The following is an 18,481-nucleotide window of genomic DNA, read 5'->3' as shown; positions in this document are numbered from 1 at the left end:
GCACGTCGGTGACGTCTCTGGCGGTCTCCGTGATGTCGGCGGCCTGCCGCGCCGCGCCGATGACCGTCCGCGCGTACGTCCGACTCTGCTCGTCCGGCAGCGACTCTTCGAGGAACTCGGTGTACGACTCGACGACCATCAGCTGGTTCCGGATGTCGTGGCGGACGACCTGGTTCAGGAGCTTGAGGTTGTCCCGCTGTTCCTCAAGCGTCCGCTCGTACTCCTTGAGTTCCGTCACGTCGCGGGCGTACCCCAACACCGCGTCCTCGCCGGTGTCCGGGGCCTCGTACGGTATCTTCGTCGTCTGGAGGATGCGCGTCTCCCCGTCAGCCGTGGTCAGCGTCTCCTCGCCGACCGCCTTCGGCTCGCCCGACTCGATCACCTCCAAGTCGTCCTGTCGGAACGCCTCCGAGTCTTCGACGTCCGGAATGATCTCCGCCTCGGTCTTCCCCTCGACCTCCTCGGGCGTCTTTCCGTACGCCGCCGCGGTCGCCTCGTTCGCCAGGAGGTACTCGCCCTCGCGGTTCTTCACGAACACGAGGTCCGGCACCAGGTCGATGATCTGCCGGAGCTCCTCGCGCGTCGATTCGAGGGCGGCCTCGTACTCTCTCCGCTCCGTGATGTCTTGGAACAGTCCGAGCGCTCCGGTGACCGCTCCGTCCTCGCCGAACTGAGGGTCGCCGATGGCCCTGACCCACCGGGTCTCACCGGTCGCCGTGACGATCCGCAGCTCGAGGTCGTACGACTCGCCCTCCGTTCGTAGCCGCTCGAAGGCGCTCTCGATGGCGTCGCGGTCGTCCGGATGATAGAACTGTATTCCGTCCTCCAGCTCGACCGGCTCCGTCGTCGGTAGCTCGTGAATGCGGTACACCTCGTCGCTCCACGTCAGCGACTCGTCGACCAGGTCGACCTCCCACCACCCGATCGACGCGCTCTCCTGCGTTCGCTCGATCAGTCGTCGGGTCCGTCGCAGCTCCTCCTCCCGTCGCTTCTGCTCGTCGACGTCGAGGTGGATCCCCACCGCGCGCACCGGTCCGCCGTCCTCGTCGCGCTCCACCACCTTCCCGATGTCACGGATCCACTTCCACTCGCCCGACGCGGTCCGCATCCGGTGTTCCGCGTCGTAGTACTCGGTCTCGCCGTCGACGTGGGCCGACAGAGCGTCCTCGACCGCCGGGAGGTCGTCGGGATGGACGCGGCGCTCCCACGCGTCGAGGTGCGGCTCGATCTCGTCGAGCGAGTGACCCAGCATCTCCGCCCACTGGTCGTTGAACTCGACCTCGTCAGTGGTCATGTCCCAGTCCCAGACGCCGAGGTTCGCGCCTTCGACCGCGAGTTCGAGTCGGTCTTTGATCCGTTGGACCGTCCGCTCCCGCTCTCGCTGCTCCGTGACGTCGCGAGCGACGCCGACGATCCGCGTCACCGACCCCTCGTCGACGACCGGGCTCAGCCGCGTCTGCCACTCTCTCCGGCCCTCCGGCAGCGCGAGCGCCTCCTCGTACTCGATCGTCTCGCGGGCCTCGACGCAGCGGCGGTAGTTCTCCGCGACCGCCGCGCCCTGCTCCTCGCCCAGCAGCTCCCGCGGCGTCTTGCCGCGGATCTCTTCGAGGGAGATGCCGGTGAGCCGTTGGTGAGACGCGTTGGTCCGTCGGAACCGGAAGTCGTACCCCGTGTCTCCGGCCTCGACGTCGATCAGGAAGACCGCGTCCTCCATCTCGCAGAAGATCGTCTCGTAGACGCCCCGCTCCTCGCCCCCGACCGCGAGATCGGCTTCCGACTCGGAGGGCGGTCCCTGTCGACCGTTCATACATCTGAGTTACCCGGCCGGAATATAAGTAATTCCGATCCGAGAGGTCTCGCGCCCGCTACGTCACGCCACCCTCGCTCGTCGCGTACTTCTCGTGCGCGCCGCCGTCGAGGATCGCCTCGATTTCGTCGACGACCTCCAGCACGTCGGCAAAGGAGGTGTACGGGGCCGCGGGGCAGACCCGCACCACGTTCGGCGGCCGGAAGTCGACGACGACGCCGCGGTCCTTCAGCGCCGCGCTCAGCCGCTCCGCCTCGGAGTGTTCGAGGGCGACGTGGCCGCCGCGGGCGTCGCGGTCGCGCGGCGTCCCGACCGACACTCCGGGGAGCCGGTCGTCGACTAAGGCGATCAGGAAGTCGGTCAGGGCGAGCGACTTCTCGCGCAAGCGCTTGATCCCGGCTTCCCGCAGGAGCTCGACGGCGCCCTCCAGCGGCGCGGCCGCGAGCAGCGGCGGCGTGCCGATCTGCCACGCCCCCGCGGAGTCGGCCGGCGTGTAGGTCATGTTCATCTCGAACTGCGTCGCCTTCTCGTGGCCCCACCAGCCGGCCAGCGCGGGCGTGAGCCCGTGGTGCCGCTCCGCGACGAACAGCGCGCCGATCGAGCCGGGGCCGGCGTTGAGGTACTTGTACGTGCACCACACCGCGAAGTCGACGCCCGCCGCGTCGAACTCGTGCGGGACGGCGCCCGCGGAGTGGGCCGCGTCGAAGCCGGCGTACGCGCCCGCCTCGTGGGCCGCCTCGGTGATCCGCTCCACGTCGAACAGCTGCCCCGACCGGTACAGCGCGGTCGGCATGAAGACGATCCCCACGTCGTCGTGCGCGTCCAGCGCGGCCTCGACGTCTCCGGGGTCGATCGTCCGCCCGTCGCGGCTCGGCACGACCCGGAGCTTCTCGTCGGGGTCGATCCCCCGCTGGCGGAGTTGGGCGCGGATCGCGTAGTGGTCCGAGGGGAAGTCGAGCTCGTTGACGAGAATCGCGGGGTCGACCTCGGTGTCGCCGCCCGGCGCCCACTCACCGTCGGCGCGCTCGAACCCCTCGCGGTCCGGGCCGTTCCCGGCCAGCAGCTCGTCGAGGAAGGTGCCGACGAGGGTGTGGATGTTCACCGTGATCGAGTTGCCGACGACCACCTCGCTCGGGTCGGCGCCCACCAGCGGCGCGAGCGCGTCGCCCAGCCGCTCGCCCACCTCGAACCACGGCGGGTCGGCGTCGGTCCACCCCGCGATCAGCAGGTCGCGCCACTCGTCGACGACGCGGTCGAGGCTCGCGAGGGCGGCGTCGCTCGCGGGGCCGAGCGAGTTGCCGTCCATGTAGAGCAGGTCGTCCGGGATCCGGTATCGGTCCGCGAACCCGGCGAGCGGGTCCGCGTCGTCGAGCCGGGCGGCGAGGACGGCGGGGTCGGCGCCGTCCGCGTCGCCGTCGTCCGGGCCGCCGCTACCGAGCCCCTCGCCCGCGAGCGCCTCGCGAGCGGGAGCGTACGGGTCGTCCATACGGGAAGGGACCGCGCCGGCGACTAAGCGTTTCCGGGGGCGGCCGCGCCCGCCGGATCCCTCGCCGGGCGTCGGCCGCTACTCGACGATGTCGATGGCGGGGCGGCCGGGCTCCGCCTTGCTGACCACGCCCTCGTCGGCGTCCGCGGCGCGCTCGACGCGCACCGGCGCGTCGAACTCGCGCTCGATCAGCCACGCGGCCGCGCGCAGGGCGTCGTACTCGGCGTCGCCGTCGAGGGTCTCGCGCAGCGCCTCGCGGTTCGCCTGGAGGTCCTGGCCGTACGAGGCGGCGTCGTCGCCCCGCTCGCGGATGTGGCTCTCGGCCATCAGCTCCGAGATCAGGTTGTCGGCGTCGCTGTCGATCGCGATCTGTAGGGCGTCGTACTTCCAGTCGGGGGCGATGACCACGTCGATCCGCTCGGGGTCCTCGATCCCCGCCACGTCGACGATGTCGCGCACGTCCTCGCGGGTGTTCGCCACCAGCCGGCGCCGGCGCTCGACGGTGTCGCGGTCGACGCTCGCGGTCGGCCACTCGGCCTCGGCGACGAACCCGTCGCGGCCGAGCGTCTCCCACAGCTCCTCGGCCAGGTGCGGCGCGACCGGCGCCAGCAGGCGCACGGCCACGTCCAGCCCGCGCTCGAAGACGGCCGGGTGCGGCTCGGCGGCCTCGCGGTAGCTCCGGAGGGTGCGGACCAGCTCCTGGGCCTCCCGCAGCGCGACGTTGAACGTCAGGTCGTCGTACTCGGCGCCCGCGATGGCGACCGCGGCGTCGGTCTCGTCGGCGACGTAGTCGTCGATCTCGTCGCGGTCGGCGTCGTCGCCGGCGGTCGCCACCTCGCCCGCGGCGTACGCCTCGACGAGGTCGCTGAGGCGTGTCAGGAAGCGGTGCGTGGAGCGGACGCCCTCCTCGGACCAGTCGAAGTCGCGCTCGGGCTGGGCGGCCTCCATCATGAACAGCCGCGCGGTGTCGGCGCCGTACTCGTCGACGATCCGCTGGGGCGAGACGACGTTCCCCTTCGACTTGGACATCTTCTCGCCTTCCAGCTGGACCATCCCCTGCGCCAGCAGGTTCGTGAACGGCTCGCGGTGGTCGAGGCCCTCCTCGTCGGCCAGCACCTTCGTGAAGAACCGCGAGTACAGCAGGTGCATCACGGCGTGTTCGATGCCGCCGACGTACTGGTCGACCGGCATCCAGTCGTTCGCGCGCTCCCGGTCGAACGGGGCGTCCGTCAGGTCCGGCGAGACGTACCGCAGGAAGTACCACGAGGAGTCGACGAACGTGTCCATCGTGTCCGTCTCGCGGGTCGCGGGCCCGCCGCACTCGGGACAGGTCGTCGCCTGCCACTCGTCGGCCGCGTCCAGCGGGTTGCCGGTCGTGTTGATGAACTCCGGCAGCTCGACGGGCAGGTCCTCGTCGGGCACCGGGACCGCCCCGCAGTCGTCGCAGTTGACGATCGGGATCGGCGTCCCCCAGTAGCGCTGCCGGGAGATGCCCCAGTCGCGCAGGCGGTACTGGGTCGCCTCGCTCGCGCCCTCGGTGTCCTCCGTAATCCGCTCCCGCGCGGTCTCGCTGTCGAGGCCGGTGTACTCGCCGGAGTCGATCACGACGCCGTCCTCCGTGAATGCTTCCTCCGTCACGTCGGGCGCGTCGGGGACCGTCTCGCCGTCCCAGTCGTCCGGTTCCGGCGCGATCACGGGCCGGATCTCGACGCCCTTCTTCGTCGCGAACGCGTGGTCGCGCTCGTCGTGGCCGGGGACCGCCATCAGCGCGCCCGTCCCCACGTCCGAGAGGACGAAGTCGGCGACGTAGACGGGGATCTCCTCGCCCGTGACGGGGTTGGTGGCCGTGAGGCCGGTCTCGACGCCGTTCGGCTCGTCGCCGTCGGGGTCGGCCTCCTCCTCGATGAACCGCCGCACGTCGTCATCCTCCGCGGCCAGCTCCTCGGCGATCGGGTGGTCGGGCGCGACGGCGAAGAACGTCGCGCCGTGGATCGTGTCGATCCGGGTCGTGAACGCGGTGACGGGGCCGTGACCCTCCACTTCGAAGTCGACCTCGCTCCCGTACTGCCGGCCGATCCAGTTGCGCTGCATCTGCCGGACGGAGTCGGGCCACCCCTCCAGCTCGTCGATGGCCTCCAGCAGCTCGTCGGCGTACTCGGTTATCTTCAGGAACCACTGGTCGAGCTCGCGGGTCTCGACGGGGGTGTCACAGCGCCAGCACAGCTCCGCGTCGCCCTCGACCTGCTCGTCGGCGAGGACGGTCTCGCAGGAGGGACACCAGTTCACCTCGGCGTCGCGGCGCTCCACCAGGCCGGCCTCGTGGAAGCGGCGGAACAGCCACTGGTTCCAGCGGTAGTACTCGGGGGTACAGGTGGTGACCTCGCGGTCCCAGTCGTAGCCGAACCCCATCGACTTCATCTGCCCGCGCATCGTGTCGATACAGTCGAACGTCCAGTCGCGGGGGTTGGTGTCGCGCTCCTTGGCGGCGTTCTCGGCGGGCAGCCCGAACGCGTCCCACCCCATCGGGTGGAGCACGTCGTCGCCGCGCATCCGTCGGTAGCGGGCGTACGCGTCCGTGATGGTGTAGTTGCGGACGTGCCCCATGTGGAGCTTCCCGGACGGATACGGGTACATCCCGAGGACGTACGTCGGATCGTCGGCGTCGTCCGGGACGTGGTACACGTCTGCGTCCTCCCACGCCTCCTGCCAGCGTTCTTCGACCGTCGCGTGGTCGTATCCCTCCTGAGACATCTGCTTATATACTCGTGGTCGGTTCGGCGTCGTATAGCTTTCCATCCACTGGTGGCCCGTGACACACCGCCCCGCGGGCGGCGAGCGGCCGCACCGCTCGGGTTTTATCTCCGCCGTCCGACGCAGCGGTATGTCCGACACGAAGCCCGGATCGGGACGCGTCGCCGAGATGACGTGGCCGGAGATCGAGGCCGCCTTGGAGGAGACCCGGACGCTGCTGGTGCCGGTGGGCAGCACCGAACAGCACGGCCGCCACATGCCCCTCGGCGTCGACGCGTACATGCCGGAGGCGATCGGCGCGCGCGTGATCGCGCGGAGCTCGGCGCTGCTCGCGCCGCCGGTCTGGTACGGCGTGAGCCCGCACCACACGTTCAAGCCGGGGACGTTCACCGTCTCGACCGAGACGTTCCAGCGGTACCTCTTCGACATCTGCGCCTCCGCGAGCGAGTGGGGGATCGAGAACGTCCTCCTGCTGAACGGCCACTACCTCGCACAAGACCCCGAACTGGAGGTGGTCGTCCGGCGGCTCCGCTCCGAGCGCGACGTGCGGGCGTTCCACGTCCCGCTCGTCAACGTCTTCGCCGACGTCGCCGAGGAGGTCCGAACGGGCGAGGTCTCCTTCCACGCCTCCGAGTTCGAGACCAGCATCATGCTCGCGCTGTTCCCGGAGCTGGTCCACATGGACCGGGCGGAGAGCGTCGACCCGCCCGCGGAGTCGCTGCCGCTGACCGACTACGACGCGCTCGGGGAGAACGAGGTCGGCTGGTCGCTGACGGCGAGGGACATGGGGGAACTGACGCCCGCCGGGAACATCGGCGATCCGACCGTCGCGACCGCGGAGAAGGGGGAGGCGCTCGTCGAGTCGGCCGTCTCCGACATCTGCCTCCTCGTCGACGAGCTCGCGGAGTAGCCGGGCGAGCGGCGCGCCGCCTCAGAGCTTGTCGGCGTTTTGCGCCTGCTCGACGCGCTTCGTCGCCTGCTTGACGCGCTTCCCGGTCGCGTTCGCGAGCCCGGGCGGGAGGCCCTCTCGCGCGGCCGCGAGGCGCTCCTCGATCCGAGCGATCCGGTCGGCGACGTTCGCGAGCTGTCGCTCCGTCCCCTCGGCGTCGCCCTCCCGGGCGCGCTCCTCGGCCCGCTCGGCGGCCTCGACCGCCGCCGCCAGCGCCCGTTCGAGCCCGTTGACGGCGTTCGAGGGGCCGCCGGAGCTCCCGCCGCCACCTCCGTTCCCGGAGTCGTCACCGTCGCTGTCGTCGCCGTCGCCCCCCGCCGCCGCGACCGCGGCCCGCGTCTCCTCGGCCACGTCGGCGACGTAGCCGGCGAGGGGGGCCGCGCCCGTCTCCGGCCGCTCGATCCGGATCGGGTCGGGCCCGCCGTCCTCGCCCCCGTCGCCGGTCGACGGGTCCGGATTGACCCGGTACGCGCCGACCTCGTCGTCCGCGTCGCGGACCTCGGTCGTGTACGCGCCGCCGGCGTGGACGTAGGCCGCGTCGCTCCCGTCGATCGCGGAGTCGTAGATCCGCCCGGCGAAGTCGTCCTCGATCGCGGTCCGGGTCAGGTCGGCGTCGCTCTCCGCGTCCGACAGCTCCACCTTCCGCGCGTCCTCGCGGGCGACGAGCGGGATCTCGCCGTCGACGCCCGCGGTCGTCACGGGCTCGTCCGCCGAGACGGTCAGCGTCTCGCTGTGCGGCGCGCGCCCGGCCCCGTTGACCGTGACGCGGTGGTCGCCCTCGGGGACGCCGTTCGCGACCGCGACGCCGCCGGCGAACGTCGGGACCGCCTCGGGGTCGCTCTCGATCAGGACGAACGACTCGACGCTCGACCCGGTCGTCGTCAGCCCCTCGCCGTCGGGCGCCTCGTCGCTCTCGGTCGCCCGCGTCACGCGAGCGACGACCGAGTCGAGGGCCTCCGCGGCGCCGTCGCCGAACGAGGGGTCGTCGGCGATCGCGTCGTACCGGGCGGCCATCTCCGACCGGTGGTTGCCGGCCGTGATGTCGAGCGCGGGGTTCTCGTAGCGGGGCTGGTCCCACGGGACGCCGGTCGTCGTGATGTGGCTCGCGACGGCGTCCTCGACGGCCTGCGGGACCGCGAACTCGAAGCTGAGCTGCGGGCCGGTGAACGCCGAGATGTCCTCCAGCTCGGCGCTCTCGACGAGGTCGTACTCGACGACCGACTCGGCGGCCTCCTCGGCGAGCGCGGCGTCCTCGCCGTCGGCCGGGCGCCCGCCGTGGCGGAAGGCGGTCCCCGTCTCGCGGAGCGGGAGGTCGGTCGGCGGCGAGCGCAGCGCGTCGAGCGAGCGGATCGTCAGGGCGCCGTCGACGAGCGACCCCTCGCTGACGGCGGGGAGGTCGGGGTGGTCGTAGATCGGTTCGCCCTCGTACTCCGGGACGACGAAGGGGAGCCGCGCCCCCTCGTCCCGGGGGAGGCCGTACGCGATCGGGATCCCGAGGAGGTCCTCGACGGTGTCTATCGTCGTGTTCGTGATGTCCGCGAGGAGCCCCTCCTCGCCGACGCGCTGGAAGGTGTCCGCCTCCTCGTTGACCGAGAGCGTGCTGGAGTGCGAGCCGAGTTCGGGGAGGATCCGGGGGACCACGTTCGGGTCCGGGTCGAGGAACTCGTTGTTCGGGACGCTCCGGGAGTGCGAGCTGGCGACGTACAGCTGGGGGTCGCCCGTGTCGAGGTCGACGAACACGTGGAGCACCTCCCAGTCGTGCCAGTGGAAGTTCGCCGTGAACTGGTCGAACGCGGAGTAGAACCAGAACTGGACGACCGCGAGCGGGGAGTCCTCGTACCGCATCCCGTTGTAGAACACCGTCGGGGCCGGCGGCTCGCCCGCCTCGTCGTACCGCTCGTGGTAGCCGTTGAACGCCTCGAACCCGTCGACGACCGTCTCGCCGTCCTCCTCGACCGTGTACGGCCGCGGGTCGGTCGGGAACCACGGCTCCGCGGCGTCGAAGTACAGCGTCGGCGCGAACCGCGCCGCGAGCTCGTCGAGCCGGTCCGACTCCACGTCGGTGGTCGCGGCGTCGTCCGGCCGCGAGCCCGAGCAGCCGGCGACCGCGGCGCTCCCGGCGCCGGCGAGCGCGCCGAGGACCGTCCGCCGGTCGACGCCGGTCGCGCTCGTCCCGTCGGACGCTTCGTTCGATTCGCCGCCGCCGAGCGCTCCGCCCCGGTCGCCCCCGGCCGCGCCGTCGCCGGCGTCGGAGTGCCGATCCATTCCGTGGAACCACGAAGGCCGGACGAATAACCTTTCTGTCGCCCCTGCGCCGCTCTTTCGTCTCGGTTGTCACGTCTCGCGCCGGTCGCGGGAGACGTCCGAGACGACGGCGTCGACGCCGGCGGCCGCGACGGCCTCGTACTCCCGGACCGACGCGACGGTCCACGGCAGCACCCGCAGTCCGGCGTCCCGCGCCCGGGGAACCAGGTCGGTCCCGAGACACAGCTCGTACCGCGGCGAGACGGCCGCACACCCCAGATCGGTCGCCGTCTCGATCATCCCTGCCACGTCCTGCGGCGGATACGCCCACTGGGGCGGCGACGCGCCGCCGACCGGTCCCGGAACCAAGGGTCGGAGGGCCCGCGCCGGGACCGACTCGCGGACGCCGTAGACGGTCGGCACCGCCGGGTCGGCCGCGGTCGCCGCCTCGATCACCGTCGGGTCGTCGGCGGCGACGGCGACGCCGTGGTCGCGGTCCGCGCCGGCCGCGACCGCGTCCGCCGCGACGCCCCGCTCCTTCAGGTCGAGCATGACCCACGCGTCCGCCGGGGCGGCGTCGAGCGCGTCCGCGAGCGTCGGCACCGGCTCGCCGGAGCCCTCGACCGAGAGGGCCGCGAGCCGCTCGTACGGCGTCTCGCTCACGCGCCCGGTCGCGTCCGTCACCCGGCCGAGCGTCGCGTCGTGGAAGGCGACGAGCTCGCCCGTCCCGCAGCGGCGCACGTCGAGCTCGATCCGGTCGGTCGTCGCCGCGGCCGCCTCGACCGCCGCGACGGTGTTCTCCGGGTTCTCGGCCGCGAAGCCGCGGTGCGCGATCAGGGGCGGGTCGGGGGCGCCGCGGTCGCCGTCGGCCCCGGTCGTCTCGTCGCCGTCGCGCCCGGCGCAGCCCGCGAGGGCGGCGGACCCCGCGGTCGCCGCCCCGCCGACCGCGAGCGACCCCCACCGCCGAAGCACCGCTCTGCGGGACGGGGCGGTCGCCGCGTCTGGCGCGCTGGGGTCGGTCACGGGGCCGTCCTCGTGGGGCAGTTCGGCCCCGCGGACAAAAGTTCGCGGTCGGCGGCGACGCGCTCGACTCCCTCGGCTCCGCCTCGTCGACCTCGGCCGACACCGGGAGCAGCCGGCAGGACCGCCTCCGCCAGCAGTACGTGGAGGGACAGATCAGCGAGGCCGAGTTCGAGCGCCGCATCGGCGAGGAGTTAGAGACCGAGGAGGTCGACGACATCGACCGCGAGCTCGAACGCGAGCGCTGAGGATCAGAAACGGTCGCGGAGTTCTCCGCGGAGGTCGTCGACGTCGAGGTCCTTCATTGCGAACACCACGAGCAGGTGGTAGACGAGGTCGGCGCTCTCCGCGGTGAGCTCGTCGCGGTCGTCGTCCTTCGCCGCGAGGATCGCCTCCGTCGTCTCCTCGCCGATCTTCTCTAAGACGGCGTTTTCGCCTTTCTCGTGGGTGAACAGGGAGGTCGTGTACGACCCCTCCGGCAGCTCCTCCTTCCGCGACTCGATGGTGGCGAACAGCTCGTCGAGGACCGCGTCGGGCGGCGCCGCCGACTCCTCGCCGGATTCCGGACCCTGATCGCTCACGCGACCACCTCCCGCTCGGGGAAGAAAGCGAGGTCGTGGATCCGCGGGTCGTCGGTGAGCTCCGGGTGGAACGCGGTGGCGACGACCGGGCCGTCGCGCACCGCGACCGGGCGGTCGTCGACGGTCGCGAGCACCTCGACGCCGTCGCCCACGTCGTCGATGGCGGGCGCGCGGATGAACACGGCGTGGAAGGGGTCGTCGAGGCCGGCGACCGGCACCTTCGCCTCGAAGGAGTCCTTCTGTCGGCCGAACGCGTTGCGGTCGACGGAGACGTCGACCAGCCCCAGCGGGTCGACCCGGTCGTCCTTCGCGTCGTTCGAGCAGACGATGAGCCCGGCGCAGGTCGCGAGGACGGGCTTCCCGCTCGCGACGTGTTCCTCGATCTCGGCGGCGATCCCCTCGCGGTGGATCAGCCGGGAGATGGTGGTCGACTCCCCGCCCGGCATCAGGAGGACGTCGCAGTCGGGCACGATCCTCGCGTCCCGGACCTCGACGACCTCCGCGGACTCGTCGTGGGCGGCCGCGGCGTTGCGGACCGCGGCGGCGTGTTCGGCCACGTCGCCCTGAACGGCGATGACGCCTGCTTTCATACGAAGGGGTGGGGCGGGCGCGTGGAAAAAGGGCGCGCTACGCGGGCGAACGGTTCGCGCTCGGTCCGTCGGTGCGAGGAGAAAGGGAAGCCTACGCGACGGTCAGCGACAGGATCTGGACGAACACGCCGAAGAGGACGCAGAACGCGACGACCGTCTTGGGGTCGATCGCGATGGCGTTCCGGTCCTCGTTCTCGAAGTAGCGGACCAGTCCCGCGCTGGACATCAGCCCGCCGGAGTTGGAACCACTCATGTCCGTTGCTGGACGGCGACGCGGCGTAAACGTTTCGTTCGCCGCCCGAGCCGACGGGCCGCGGCCGCGTCCTCGGGCCGGGTCGCGGCCGCCGATCGCGCCGCGTGGACCGCCGGCGTACACGAGTGGGAAACCCTTATGCGCGGGCCGGCGATAGATGACGCCGACTATGACCGTTCGACTGCTGGATTTCCACGCCGAGTGGTGCGGCCCGTGTAAGACCCAAGACCCCATCCTGGAGGAGATTCAGGAGGACCTCGGCGACGCGTTCGAGCTCCAGAAGGTCGACGTCGACGAGGAGCAGGACGTTGCGAACCAGTACCAGGTCCGCTCGCTCCCGACGCTCATCGTCGAGAACGACGACGGCGTCGTCGACCGCTTCGTCGGCGTCACGCAGCGCGAGGACATCGAGGCCGCCCTCACGGAAGCGGGCGCCTGACCGTCGGTCCCGTTCGGTAACCGTTCTTCTCGCGGCCGATGGCCGCACCCGAACGCTCTCAGACAGCCGCTTCGGGGACGCGACCCGCCGCCGCGGCGTCTCGCAACCTTTTACAGCACCGCACGCGCAGTGACGGTATGGCCAAATTCGACGCCGCCGAACGCCGCATGCTCGACCGACAGATCTGTATGCGCTGTAACGCCCGGAACGCCTCCGAGGCCGAGCGCTGCCGCAAGTGCGGCTACACCAAGCTCCGCCCGAAGGCGACCGAGCGCCGCGCCGCGTAATCCGGTCTGCCGCCGGGCCGCTCCCGGCCCTTCCTCCGAGCTATTCCCCCTCGACGGCCAGCTGCGCGTCTCCCTCGCGTTCCCAGGTTCGGTCGCGCTCCGCGCTCACTCGTCGGGGTACTTCGGCTCCCGGCGCTCGGCGCGCTCCGTCGCGCGCTCGATCACCTCGCGGACGGTGTCCGGCCCGTCGGCGGCGCGGTAGACGTCGCCGTGGCCGGGGAACATCGCCGCGGTCGTCTCGGGCAGGCGGTCGAGGATCTCGCGGAGGCTCTCGATCAGGCGCTCGCGGGACTGGCCGGCCATGTCGGTGCGGCCAAACGAGCCGTCGTCGAAGGCGCCGTCGTTGTAGACGACCACGTCGCCGGAGTAGAGCCGCTCCTCGCCGACGAGTGAGACGTGGTCGTCGGCGTGGCCGGGCGTGTGGACGACCTCGCACGCCTCGCTCCCGACGAGCACCTCGTCGCCGTCTTCGAGCGCCACGTCGCGGCGCGGGTGGTCGGCGTACGCGAACACCCGGGGGTCGAAGCGGTCGACCACCGCGTCGAGCTCGCCCACGTGGTCGTGGTGCTGGTGGGTGATCACGACGCGGTCGAGCCCGTCGACGCCGGCGTCGTCGAGCGCGTCGGCGATCACGTCGTCGACGCCCGGCATCGTTCCCGCGTCGACGAGCGTCGTCGCGTCCCCGACGGCGAGGTACGCGTTACAGGTGAACTCCTCCGCGTCCGCGGTGACGGTGATCGGCTCCATGTCCGTACTCGCTCGCGGAGCGACAAAAGGGTACAGCCGCGGCCGCGCGGCGTCTCTCCCCCGCGGGCGGCCGTGGATTTATTTGACACCCGCCGTTAACTTTACACACAGATGGGCTTCGGCAGCTACGACGAGTCCGAACAGGAGAATCAGGACCTGGACGCGGACTTCGACGACGACGACGGTGTCCGGGCTGCCCAGGAGACCCACCAGGGGTCCGTCGACTACGAGCCCGGCGCCTCGAACGACGAGCTTCTCGATCGGCTCCAGGAGATCAAGTCCGAGGACGCGTGAGTGACCGCGCCGAGCCGCACGCTCGGCGTCGCGTTCTCCGACGCCCGCGACGTTAGCTACGCGGCCGGCGTCGTCGTCCGCGCCGACGGGACGCCCGACGGCGTCGCGTTCGCGCGGTGTACCGTCGGGGGAACAGACGCGACCGACGCCGCGATCGACTGCTGGCGCGCGCTCGGCCGCGAGGACGTCCGCCACGTCGCCTGCGCGGGGGTCGCGCCGGCGTGGTTCAACCTCCTCGACCTCGACCGACTCCGCGAGACGCTCGACCGCCCGGTGTACGCCGTGAGCTACGAGGCGAGCCCCGGGCTCGACCCGGCCCTGCGCGACGCGTTCGACGGCGACGCCCTCGCCGACCGCCTCGCGACGTACCGCTCGCTGCCGCCCCGCGTTCCGGTCGGCTCCGCGGACGCGGACGGCGACGCGCCGGACCCCGACGACCCCCGCTTCGTCCGCGCGGCCGGCCTCGACCCCGAGCGCGCCGCGGCGGCGGTCAGGGGGCTCACCCGGGAGGGCTTCCGCCGCTGCGAGCCGCTCCGGGTCGCCGCGCTCGCGGCGAGCGCCCACCGCGAGGCGGTGACGGGCGACCGAGCGCTCCCCGGGACCGACGCACCTTAGACGGCCGCGCCCGGACCCGTGGGCATGAGCGAACACGGCGGCGACGGGCTCGACGAGGACCTCCGCGTGCCCGCCTGCGAGCGGTGCCCGGAACTGGTCGCGTCGCGGAGCCGGATCGTCGACGGCGTCGGCCCGACGGACGCGGACCTGCTGTTCGTCGGCGAGGGGCCGGGCGCCACCGAGGACGAGGAGGGGGAGCCGTTCGTCGGGCGGTCAGGCGACGTGCTCGACGAGGCGTTACGCGACGCGGGGCTCGCCCGCGCCGACGTGCGGATCACGAACTGCGTGCGGTGCCGACCGCCCGACAACCGGGACCCCACGAGCGAGGAGCTGTCGAACTGCCGCGGCCACCTCGAAGCGGAGATAACCCGGCTCGATCCGACGCTGATCGTGACGCTCGGGAAGGTACCGAGCGAACACCTCCTCGGCCGGTCGGTGGCGATCACCTCGGCGTCCGGCGACGTGGTGGACGCGCGGCTCGTCGGCGCGTCGCGGCGCGTACTGTTATCCGTTCACCCGGCGGCGACGCTGTACGACCGGAGCCAGCGCGACGGCTTCTTCGAGACGATAGCGCGGGCGGCCGAGCTGAGCGGCGTCGGCGAGCGCGGGGAAAACGGCGGGGACGGCCAGTCGCGGCTCGGAGAGTTTTAGGCGCTCAGTCCCGCTTGGGACCGTCGCCGATACCGAGCCACTTCTTCGCGTCGAACAGGCCGCGGATCGCTTCGATCAGTCCCTTCCCCTCGTGCTCGCCGGGCCGGAGCCGGGCGCGGATCCGCGAGGAGATGAGCTCGATGCCGAGGACGACGATGAACACCATCACCAGCCCCGCGGCGGTCTGCTGGAACTCGAAGAGGTCCTGACTGTTCCGGATCATCAGCCCGAGGCCGCCGGCGCCGACGACCCCGAGCGAGATGGCGATCCGGGTGTTGATCTCCAAGATGTACAGCGTCCACGCGATGAAGGAGCGCGACACCTGACTCAGCATCCCGAAGCTCACGGTCTGGGTGCCCGAGGCGCCCGTCGACCGGATCGCCTCGATCGGCCCCTCCTCGATCTCTTCGAGGTCGTCGGTGAACAGGCGGCCGAGGTTCCCAATGCTGTCGGTCGCGATCGCGAGCACCGCCGTCACCTGTCCCGGCGGCCCGACGGGGATGTACAGGAAGATCCAGACGATCGCGGGGATGGCGCGGATGCCGCTGAGGGTCCCGCGGAAGATGAAGTTGAACGGGAACGGCGTGACGCGCTCGCTGCCGAGTACGCCGAGGATCAGCGCGAACGGGAAGGCGAACACGGTGCCCATGAAGCCGAGGAGGAGCGTCACGAGGCTCGCCTTCACCAGCGTCTGCCGCGGCGACTGGAAGCTCTCGACGATGCGGGCGCCGCCCTCGCCGAAGCTCGCCGGGATCGCCTGAAGCCCCGTGATCCCCTGGTCTTTGGTGTAGATCGTGAAGTTCTGGAAGTCGGGGGGGAAGAAGCCGGTCGCGATGAACTCGTACATCGCCGGGAGCCGTCCGGCGACGACGTTCGGCTGGAACCCGATGAAGCCGAGCCCCCAGTAGGTGACGCCGAGGACGGCGGCGAGCAGCGCGCTCCACAGCAGGTACTTGAGGCGCCGGAGCCGTTCGAGCGAGCGGAACTGGTCGGCGATCGCGGAGTCGGACGGGGAGCTCACGCCTCTCGCCCCCCGTCTGCGGCCGCGTCGGCCTCGGCGTCGGTCTCGCCCAGTTCCTCGCTCGTCGTCCCGGTCGGGACCGTCTTGCCGTCCTGTGCGCTGCCGTAGTAGATCCGGTCCATCTCGTCCATCGTGAGGTCGTCGGCGTCGCCGTCGAAGATCACCTCGCCGTCGCGGATCCCGAGGAACCGATCCCCGAACTCGCGCGCGATGTTCACCTGGTGGAGGCTGGTGATCGTCGTGAGGTCCTGCTCGGTCGCGGCCTTCTTGAGGTAGCGCATCACGTCGCGGGCGGCCTTCGGGTCGAGGCTGGCCACCGGCTCGTCGGCGAGGACGATCTCGGGGTTCTGAACCAGCGCGCGGGCGATCCCGACGCGCTGTTTCTGCCCGCCGCTCATCGACTCGGCGCGCTGTCCCGCCTCGTCGAGGAGGCCGACCGTCTGGAGGGCTTCCAGGGCGGTCCGCTTGTCGTCGTCGTCGTGCATCCCGAGGGCGCTCCGGAGGAGGCCGTTCCGGGAGAGCGCGCCCGACAGCGCGTTGCCGAACGCGGTCTTGCTCTCGATGAGGTAGTGTTCCTGGAACACCATGCCGACGCTGCTGCGGTTACCCTGGATCTCCTCGTCGCCGATGCGGACGGACCCCTCGGTGGGCTGCGTGAGTCCGTTCAGCACGCGGAGCATCGTCGACTTGCCGGCACCGGAGGGACCGAGGAGGATGACGAATTCGCCCTCGGAGATGGTGAACGATACGTCGTCGAGGGCGACGGTGTCCTCGCCGTATCTCTTGGTGACGTTTTCGAATTCGATCGTTGGCATAGCGTGTGACGTTGTCCGAAAGGGGAGGGATCGGGTGAAAAGTGATCCGAAGTTGGAGACGGGGCCTTACTGGTCGAAGATGTCCGTGCCGACGCCGAGCTCGTTGGCGACGTCGATGACGGACTGGTAGTCCTCCTGGCTCGCCTCGCGGACCTTGCTGAACCAGAGGTCGTCGTCGGTGTCGGACTCGCCGTCGGCACCGTAGTAGATGCTGTCCGGCGCCTCGAGGAACGACTCCTGAATGGCGGACTTCACGTCGTCGCTCAGTTCGGGCGACACCACCATCGGCGCGCGCGGCAGCCCCTCGTCCTCGTGGAGCGTGGTGGCGACCTCCTGCCAGGCGTCCGGCGCGGGGCCGGTGCCGGTGTCGCGGACGAAGCCGCCCATCGCGGCGGCGTCGACCTGGCCCTGTTCGAGCAGGGTGTACGAGCCGACGTGACCGCCGGCGAAGCGGGCGTCGAACTCGGCCTGCGAGCCGTCGCCCTCGGGCAGACTGCCGATGTCGAGGCCGCCCTCGCTCGACATGCTGTACAGCGGGTACAGCGCACCGCTGGTCGACAGCCGGTCGGAGAAGGCGACGGTCTTGCCGGACAGGTCCGACAGCTCCGTGATGTCGCTGTCGTTCGGCGTCGCGATGATGCTCTTGTACGTCCAGCCGCCGTAGCCGAACCGCTGGAGGATGATCTCCGCGTTCCCGGTCTTCACGCCGAGGGCGGCCGCGAACGGCCCCGTCTCCGCGACGTCGGTCGTGCCCTGGCCGAGCGACTGGATGATCGCGCTGTAGTTACTGCCGACGTTCCCCTCGACTGAGAGGCCGTCGGGGACCTCGTAGTTCTCCTTCAGATAGCTCCCCACGTGGTCGAGCAGCGGGGAGTACTGCACCTCGAGGTCCTCCTGCGGGACCGACGGCGAGATGCCGAAGTCGACCTTCCCGTCGCCGCCGAACGACATCTGCGAATCGCCGCCGTCGGAGCCGTCAGACCCGTCAGACCCGTCGGATCCGTCGGACCCGTCCATCCCGTCGCCGCCGTCGGACCCGTCGCCGCCGTCGGACCCGTCGCCGCCGCCGCTACAGCCTGCGAGTCCAACGATACTTGCCGCACCCGCGATCTTGAGGAATTTGCGTCGTTGCGCCATGAGGTGTCCATTTGATGCTTTTACTGGCGTTTCAAAAGTGTTGCTGTTAATATATACACACGACTCTATACCGCTATGTAACAGTTCCCGGATGGAAACTGACTTCCACCGCGGTCGCGAACCGGAACCATGGACGAATCACCAACGGACGCCGAGGTGTCCGTCGCGCTCGTGGACTACGGGCTCGGGAACCTCCGGTCCGCGACCCGCGGGCTGGAGCGCGCGGGCGCGTCCGTCGAGATCACCGACGACCCCGAGGCGTTCGCGGCCGCCGACGGCGTCGTCCTCCCCGGCGTCGGCGCGTTCCGTGAAGGGATGGAGAACGCCGGCCCGCTGCGCGAGGCGCTGACCGACCACGCCGAGGCGGGGCGCCCCCTCTTCGGGATCTGCCTCGGGATGCAGATGCTCCTCACGACGAGCGAGGAGGCCGACCACGCGGGCGAAGGCGAGGTGACGGGCCTCGACCTGATCCCCGGCACCAACGTCCGCTTCGAGGTGGACCGGAAGGTGCCGCACATGGGCTGGAACGAGCTCGAAGTCGAGCGCGACCACCCGATCGTCGACGGGGTCGACGGCGAGCACGCCTACTTCGTCCACTCCTACTACGCCGCGCCGGACGACGCCGACGCGGTCGTCGCCACCGCCGACTACGGGGTCGACTTCCCGGCGGTCGTCGCCAACGAGGCGGGCAACGTGTTCGGCACGCAGTTCCACCCCGAGAAGAGCGGCGAGACGGGGCTGAAGATCCTGCGGAACTTCGTCGACTACTGCGCCGAGCGGTAGCCGGCGGCCGC

19 protein-coding genes and 1 pseudogene are annotated in these 18,481 nt (G+C 71.0%); 8 read left to right on the top strand and 12 right to left on the bottom strand.

The window, feature by feature from the left end:
- The 3 genes from EXE44_RS11590 to leuS all read right to left on the bottom strand — a co-directional run.
- On the bottom strand, positions 1–1,807 hold a 1,807-nt coding region (locus tag EXE44_RS11590), incomplete at its 3' end, for a PAS domain-containing protein (RefSeq protein ID WP_137717260.1).
- 58 nt (positions 1,808–1,865) lie between these two features.
- Positions 1,866–3,293 (bottom strand): kynureninase, encoded by a 1,428-nt coding sequence (gene kynU, locus EXE44_RS11585; protein WP_137717259.1) that lies wholly within the window; start codon positions 3,291–3,293, stop codon positions 1,866–1,868.
- Positions 3,294–3,371: 78 nt separating this feature from the next.
- Entirely contained in the window at positions 3,372–6,044 is a 2,673-nt protein-coding gene (gene leuS, locus EXE44_RS11580; RefSeq protein WP_137717258.1) for a leucine--tRNA ligase, read from the bottom strand.
- Positions 6,045–6,174: 130 nt separating this feature from the next.
- On the opposite strand from leuS, the gene EXE44_RS11575 reads away from it, so the two are divergent.
- Complete coding sequence (locus EXE44_RS11575; protein WP_137717257.1) at positions 6,175–6,954, top strand: creatininase family protein; 780 nt, start codon at positions 6,175–6,177, stop codon at positions 6,952–6,954.
- Between the two features lie 21 nt (positions 6,955–6,975).
- Here the strand turns inward: EXE44_RS11575 and EXE44_RS11570 are convergent, their stop codons facing one another.
- Entirely contained in the window at positions 6,976–9,258 is a 2,283-nt protein-coding gene (locus EXE44_RS11570; protein WP_137717256.1) for a hypothetical protein, read from the bottom strand.
- A gap of 69 nt (positions 9,259–9,327) precedes the next feature.
- The gene (locus tag EXE44_RS11565) at positions 9,328–10,260 is read right to left on the bottom strand and encodes a glycerophosphodiester phosphodiesterase family protein (protein ID WP_241991823.1); all 933 of its coding nucleotides are present in this window, start codon (positions 10,258–10,260) and stop codon (positions 9,328–9,330) included.
- Between the two features lie 47 nt (positions 10,261–10,307).
- Here EXE44_RS11565 and EXE44_RS11560 point away from each other — a divergent pair.
- Positions 10,308–10,505: pseudogene (locus EXE44_RS11560) on the top strand (hypothetical protein); the annotation flags it as partial.
- A 3-nt stretch (positions 10,506–10,508) separates the two neighbouring features.
- Here EXE44_RS11560 and hisE read toward each other — a convergent pair.
- The 3 genes from hisE to EXE44_RS11545 all read right to left on the bottom strand — a co-directional run bounded on the left by hisE (position 10,509) and on the right by EXE44_RS11545 (position 11,681).
- The gene (gene hisE / locus EXE44_RS11555; RefSeq protein ID WP_137717255.1) at positions 10,509–10,838 is read right to left on the bottom strand and encodes a phosphoribosyl-ATP diphosphatase; all 330 of its coding nucleotides are present in this window, start codon (positions 10,836–10,838) and stop codon (positions 10,509–10,511) included.
- Positions 10,835–11,428, bottom strand: coding sequence for a pyridoxal 5'-phosphate synthase glutaminase subunit PdxT (gene pdxT, locus EXE44_RS11550; protein ID WP_137717254.1), 594 nt, complete (start codon positions 11,426–11,428; stop codon positions 10,835–10,837). Before pdxT ends, hisE begins: the two co-directional genes overlap by 4 nt.
- Positions 11,429–11,519: 91 nt before the next feature.
- Entirely contained in the window at positions 11,520–11,681 is a 162-nt protein-coding gene (locus EXE44_RS11545; protein WP_004598786.1) for a preprotein translocase subunit Sec61beta, read from the bottom strand.
- A gap of 169 nt (positions 11,682–11,850) precedes the next feature.
- Between EXE44_RS11545 and EXE44_RS11540 the strand changes: the two genes are divergently transcribed.
- Positions 11,851–12,120, top strand: a complete 270-nt coding sequence (locus EXE44_RS11540; RefSeq protein ID WP_004598787.1) for a co-chaperone YbbN — start codon at positions 11,851–11,853, stop codon at positions 12,118–12,120.
- A 137-nt stretch (positions 12,121–12,257) separates the two neighbouring features.
- Positions 12,258–12,407, top strand: coding sequence for a 50S ribosomal protein L40e (locus EXE44_RS11535; protein WP_006111655.1), 150 nt, complete (start codon positions 12,258–12,260; stop codon positions 12,405–12,407).
- 105 nt (positions 12,408–12,512) lie between these two features.
- Here EXE44_RS11535 and EXE44_RS11530 read toward each other — a convergent pair whose 3' ends face one another.
- On the bottom strand, positions 12,513–13,154 hold the full coding sequence (locus tag EXE44_RS11530) for an MBL fold metallo-hydrolase (RefSeq protein WP_137717253.1): 642 nt from the start codon (positions 13,152–13,154) through the stop codon (positions 12,513–12,515).
- Between the two features lie 111 nt (positions 13,155–13,265).
- Between EXE44_RS11530 and EXE44_RS11525 the strand changes: the two genes are divergently transcribed.
- From EXE44_RS11525 to EXE44_RS11515, 3 genes are read left to right on the top strand one after another with little or no spacing between them, the layout of a single operon-like run.
- The gene (locus EXE44_RS11525) at positions 13,266–13,448 is read left to right on the top strand and encodes a DUF5786 family protein (RefSeq protein ID WP_007995123.1); all 183 of its coding nucleotides are present in this window, start codon (positions 13,266–13,268) and stop codon (positions 13,446–13,448) included.
- Positions 13,449–14,063 (top strand): DUF99 family protein, encoded by a 615-nt coding sequence (locus tag EXE44_RS11520; RefSeq protein WP_137717252.1) that lies wholly within the window; start codon positions 13,449–13,451, stop codon positions 14,061–14,063.
- 24 nt (positions 14,064–14,087) lie between these two features.
- Entirely contained in the window at positions 14,088–14,714 is a 627-nt protein-coding gene (locus EXE44_RS11515; RefSeq protein ID WP_137717251.1) for a uracil-DNA glycosylase family protein, read from the top strand.
- A gap of 4 nt (positions 14,715–14,718) precedes the next feature.
- On the opposite strand, the gene EXE44_RS11510 is transcribed toward EXE44_RS11515, so the two are convergent.
- From EXE44_RS11510 to phnD, 3 genes are all read right to left on the bottom strand, one after another.
- A complete protein-coding gene (locus tag EXE44_RS11510; RefSeq protein WP_121563668.1) occupies positions 14,719–15,735 on the bottom strand; it encodes an ABC transporter permease in 1,017 nt (338 codons plus the stop codon).
- Positions 15,732–16,550, bottom strand: coding sequence for a phosphonate ABC transporter ATP-binding protein (gene phnC / locus EXE44_RS11505; protein WP_137717250.1), 819 nt, complete (start codon positions 16,548–16,550; stop codon positions 15,732–15,734). The genes EXE44_RS11510 and phnC overlap by 4 nt, the downstream gene beginning before the upstream one ends.
- A 66-nt stretch (positions 16,551–16,616) precedes the next feature.
- Positions 16,617–17,687 (bottom strand): phosphate/phosphite/phosphonate ABC transporter substrate-binding protein, encoded by a 1,071-nt coding sequence (gene phnD, locus EXE44_RS11500; RefSeq protein WP_121563672.1) that lies wholly within the window; start codon positions 17,685–17,687, stop codon positions 16,617–16,619.
- A gap of 129 nt (positions 17,688–17,816) precedes the next feature.
- On the opposite strand from phnD, the gene hisH reads away from it, so the two are divergent.
- Entirely contained in the window at positions 17,817–18,470 is a 654-nt protein-coding gene (gene hisH / locus EXE44_RS11495) for an imidazole glycerol phosphate synthase subunit HisH (protein WP_137717249.1), read from the top strand.
- Positions 18,471–18,481: the final 11 nt, after the last annotated feature.

This window comes from Halorubrum sp. SS7, assembly GCF_005435055.1.
In the GTDB taxonomy this organism is placed as follows: Archaea; Halobacteriota; Halobacteria; order Halobacteriales; family Haloferacaceae; genus Halorubrum; species Halorubrum salinarum.
The sequence above is the reverse complement of the archived record's forward strand: the minus strand, read 5'-3'. Positions and strand labels throughout refer to the sequence as shown.

Excerpts from the sequence above, each read along its gene's own strand:
- kynU (WP_137717259.1), bottom strand. The coding sequence starts at position 3,293 with ATGGACGACCCGTACGCTCCCGCTCGCGAGGCGCTCGCGGGCGAGGGG.
- leuS (WP_137717258.1), bottom strand. The coding sequence starts at position 6,044 with ATGTCTCAGGAGGGATACGACCACGCGACGGTCGAAGAACGCTGGCAG.
- EXE44_RS11575 (WP_137717257.1), top strand. The coding sequence starts at position 6,175 with ATGTCCGACACGAAGCCCGGATCGGGACGCGTCGCCGAGATGACGTGG.
- EXE44_RS11570 (WP_137717256.1), bottom strand. The coding sequence starts at position 9,258 with ATGGATCGGCACTCCGACGCCGGCGACGGCGCGGCCGGGGGCGACCGG.
- pdxT (WP_137717254.1), bottom strand. The coding sequence starts at position 11,428 with ATGAAAGCAGGCGTCATCGCCGTTCAGGGCGACGTGGCCGAACACGCC.
- EXE44_RS11545 (WP_004598786.1), bottom strand. The coding sequence starts at position 11,681 with ATGAGTGGTTCCAACTCCGGCGGGCTGATGTCCAGCGCGGGACTGGTC.
- EXE44_RS11540 (WP_004598787.1), top strand. The coding sequence starts at position 11,851 with ATGACCGTTCGACTGCTGGATTTCCACGCCGAGTGGTGCGGCCCGTGT.
- EXE44_RS11535 (WP_006111655.1), top strand. The coding sequence starts at position 12,258 with ATGGCCAAATTCGACGCCGCCGAACGCCGCATGCTCGACCGACAGATC.
- EXE44_RS11530 (WP_137717253.1), bottom strand. The coding sequence starts at position 13,154 with ATGGAGCCGATCACCGTCACCGCGGACGCGGAGGAGTTCACCTGTAAC.
- EXE44_RS11525 (WP_007995123.1), top strand. The coding sequence starts at position 13,266 with ATGGGCTTCGGCAGCTACGACGAGTCCGAACAGGAGAATCAGGACCTG.
- EXE44_RS11515 (WP_137717251.1), top strand. The coding sequence starts at position 14,088 with ATGAGCGAACACGGCGGCGACGGGCTCGACGAGGACCTCCGCGTGCCC.
- phnC (WP_137717250.1), bottom strand. The coding sequence starts at position 16,550 with ATGCCAACGATCGAATTCGAAAACGTCACCAAGAGATACGGCGAGGAC.
- phnD (WP_121563672.1), bottom strand. The coding sequence starts at position 17,687 with ATGGCGCAACGACGCAAATTCCTCAAGATCGCGGGTGCGGCAAGTATC.
- hisH (WP_137717249.1), top strand. The coding sequence starts at position 17,817 with ATGGACGAATCACCAACGGACGCCGAGGTGTCCGTCGCGCTCGTGGAC.